4 protein-coding genes are annotated in these 3,226 nt (G+C 41.5%); all 4 read right to left on the reverse strand.

The window, feature by feature from the left end; genetic code table 11:
- Positions 1-122: 122 nt before the first annotated feature.
- On the reverse strand, positions 123-956 hold the full coding sequence (locus Q0I54_RS13170) for an AraC family transcriptional regulator (protein ID WP_296119323.1): 834 nt from the start codon (positions 954-956) through the stop codon (positions 123-125).
- A gap of 204 nt (positions 957-1,160) precedes the next feature.
- Positions 1,161-1,823, reverse strand: coding sequence for a helix-turn-helix domain-containing protein (locus Q0I54_RS13175; RefSeq protein WP_296119325.1), 663 nt, complete (start codon positions 1,821-1,823; stop codon positions 1,161-1,163).
- Between the two features lie 164 nt (positions 1,824-1,987).
- Positions 1,988-2,956, reverse strand: a complete 969-nt coding sequence (locus tag Q0I54_RS13180) for a hypothetical protein (protein WP_296119328.1) — start codon at positions 2,954-2,956, stop codon at positions 1,988-1,990.
- A 171-nt stretch (positions 2,957-3,127) separates the two neighbouring features.
- Positions 3,128-3,226, reverse strand: a 99-nt coding sequence (locus Q0I54_RS13185) for a zinc ribbon domain-containing protein (RefSeq protein WP_296119330.1), incomplete at its 5' end; no start/stop codon positions are given.

Here is a 3,226-nt window from a genome sequence, read left to right on the forward strand (position 1 = left end):
GCATCTTCATCTTGAACTTGATCCAGAAGAAGGAGTAAACAGCCAATACCGCAAAGGTAATTCCCGTTACCAGCCAGATCATATTGCGCTCCACCGGATCTGTGGAAATGCTTTTCTGCAATTTATTCTTCACAGATCATTTTTTCTTTTTCGGTTGTTTTCTCTCTCAGAAGTTTCTTATATTTCTCCGGTGTCGTTCCTGCAAATGCCCGGAAATCTTTTAACATATGCGACTGGTCATAATATCCGCAATTCAATGCAAGTTCTTCACTGTTCACCTGACCTGCCGCCCCGTGGATTGCATTTAAAAATGTCTGAAACCGGATGAAACGTTCAAATTCTTTCGGGGAGATTCCGTGGATCTGTTTAAAAATCCTGCGGATATAACTTTCCGAATAGCCCGTTTCCCTGCTCAGCATCTGTATGGAAATATTTCCATTGGTAGCATAAATCCGCTGTCTCAGATATTCTTCCAGCACATGTGCGGAATCCTTTCCCTGATCTTTCTGGTTTTCCGACAAATATTTCAGTAAAATCTCCGCTCTCTTTTTTACATTTCCTGCTTCTGCCAGCGCATCTGTCAACCCGGCTCCATATTCATTTTTATCTATCTCAAGATCCTGATTGACGACTTCCTGAATCGTAAGTCCCGAAGGAAGAATATATTTTCCCGGGAAAAATCTGGCTCCGAAATAATATCGTCCATCCTCAAATTCCCAATCCTTAGCCTTCAGAACTGTTCCGCCAAGCAGCACCTTTACGTCATGCTCGCCAATACCAAAAACAAGATCTGTACTGTCATCCGGCACTGCCTTAAAATTTGCTGGTGTTCCTTCCTGCACATGAAATTCATAAAAATTGGAAATTCCCATTCTACGTGGAATGATCTCTTTGTAATCATCTGCATCCAGTGACAAATATGGTTGTACAGGTACAAGTATTTCTTTCTCGTTCATCGTATCAGCTCCTGAATTTTCTTATGCCATGTCTTAAGTCTGTAAATTTTGTACCGATGATCTGCATCTGCATTACATTTTAGAAATGTTCTAAATCTCAAATTTTCATTTTCCCGTTTTTGTGCTTCAAATTGGACTTTTCATGGTGGTAACATATACTTTTCCTGCCTCTTATTATATGATTTCCTAAAAAATCAATATTTTTTAATCATGCGTTTTAATATTTATAAAATTCAACAACAGTGTAATGATACAAAACATAATCACTACTGCTGATAGCACATTAATTGTATCATGAATTGCTGACCAATTACCAGTATACGCCAGATTTTTTATGTCCAAAAACTGTATCCATACAGATAAAAATGCGAATCCAACACTCACTAACATCGTTCTTCTGACATAATGCGTTTTCCAAAATACTCTATCTATAATTGGTATTCCCCATGCAATTAATCCAGTTACAATGCTTGCTACAGAATACATCACTATTTTACCATCCCGTAACAACAGAATGCATAAAAGAACGATGATAATCCCAAAAATTCCAAGTATACTTCCCCAGAATCCTTTCTGTAGCTTCGATGTTTCTTTTGACATCTTGATTGTATTAGTCACCAATTTTTCTGCATCTTGAATACTGATATGCTTTTCGTCACATGTTTTTCCCTGCATCAGCGAAACCAGGCTTACATCCAGTGCCTTGGCAAGGGCCTCTAGATTATCGATATCCGGCAATCCAATACCACGCTCCCAGCGGGATACTGCTTTATCTGTCACATGGATTTTCTCTGCCAGATTTGCCTGAGTCATACCAAGTTCTTTTCGACGTGCTGCAATGTAGTTTCCCAATATTTTTGCATCCATACCCGTTTCACCTCTCTGTTACCTTTGATTTTTCCAAAACTTAATCCTTTTTATATTTATCTATTCCGATCTTTGTTTTTTTTAAAGTAACATTTCTATGTAAAAATGGCAATCGACGTTACGTTTACCTCCCAAAAACGTTGACGTTCTTTATCATTTTACTCTTACAGCCCCGAAAAACGTTCAACACCTTTTTTTCGCAGCCACAGGTAGAACCACACGGATAGAAACACATTTACAATCACAAAACAGCTCATATACTCGCAAAATCCTAACATCCATCCGGGCAGAAGCATAAATCCAACGAACAGCAGTACCATATATCCGAAACCGCCAAACAATGTAATCACAACCGGTGCTCCCTGTTTGATTGGCATAATCTCATTCGTCCATGTCAATGTCGGCATTTTGACTCCAAGGAACAGCCCCACCAGTGCCATGAGCAGTACATAAGAACCTGCAAAAAGAAAAATCATCAGCAATTGCAGCGAATAAAGAGGATAAACTGCTGCTGTACACACGATACACAGAAGCAGCGGCAAACCGGTTAAGAGAAGCTGCATCCTGATTTTTGCCCGAAAAATCCTCCAGGGCTCCACCGGAAGAGATTGCAGAAGCCACAGGCTTTTTCCCTCCAGGGATACAGAAGGCGCTGTCATAAAATTCATGGATGCAAGACCGCAAAGCACTACGCATATCAATAAAGGCACACTGCCTGCTGTTTCAGCAAACATGGCATCCAACATCTCAAACAGCGCACCGCCCTTCCACAGCACAACAATTGCACAAAGCGGCATCAGAAATGTGCCAAGACCACAGTTTAGCATATAGTTTGGACTTGCAGTAAAACGAGAAAATTCCCGGCTCAATAATGCCACATCAATGCTCCTCTGTCTGCTGCACTTCTCCCGATATTCTCTGCGGACTACTTTTCCCGTAGAGGTCGTAATCTGCAAAAAGCTGTGGGAAAGCAGCAACCACATCAGGCCAAACAACACGACAACCGCCGCCGAGACAATTACGGATGCCCTGAGATTGCCAACGCCAACACTGCCAAACAGATACACGGGATAGGCAGCACCTTTAATCCGCGCGCCATAAACTGCGGCGTTTGACAGCAAAGTTTGAATCATGCCCTGTGCCGTGACATGCTCCCACCACTTAAATCACAAATTTTGAAGTGGGGGCTTCTTGCTCAATGGCTCTACTGAGCCAAGTATCTACAAGCTATCCTCGCGTGCCCCGCGATTCATTTTTACCCAGTTATGGGATATTTTCATTGTCTGGATACAGACACTTCCCATCTATCCTGCTAACAACATACGACGTGCTTCTTCACGTATATTGATTGCCGCATTCAGATCCCGATCTATCCGATTTCCACATGTACAAAGATATACTCT

Origin of the sequence: uncultured Eubacterium sp. (assembly GCF_934295145.1) — a bacterium.
Taxonomy (GTDB): domain Bacteria; phylum Bacillota; class Clostridia; order Lachnospirales; family Lachnospiraceae; genus Eubacterium_I.

Bases quoted from the DNA above. Each gene is read 5' to 3' on its own strand.
- Q0I54_RS13170 (WP_296119323.1), bottom strand. From the start codon at position 956: ATGAACGAGAAAGAAATACTTGTACCTGTACAACCATATTTGTCACTG.
- Q0I54_RS13175 (WP_296119325.1), bottom strand. From the start codon at position 1,823: ATGGATGCAAAAATATTGGGAAACTACATTGCAGCACGTCGAAAAGAA.
- Q0I54_RS13180 (WP_296119328.1), bottom strand. From the start codon at position 2,956: ATGATTCAAACTTTGCTGTCAAACGCCGCAGTTTATGGCGCGCGGATT.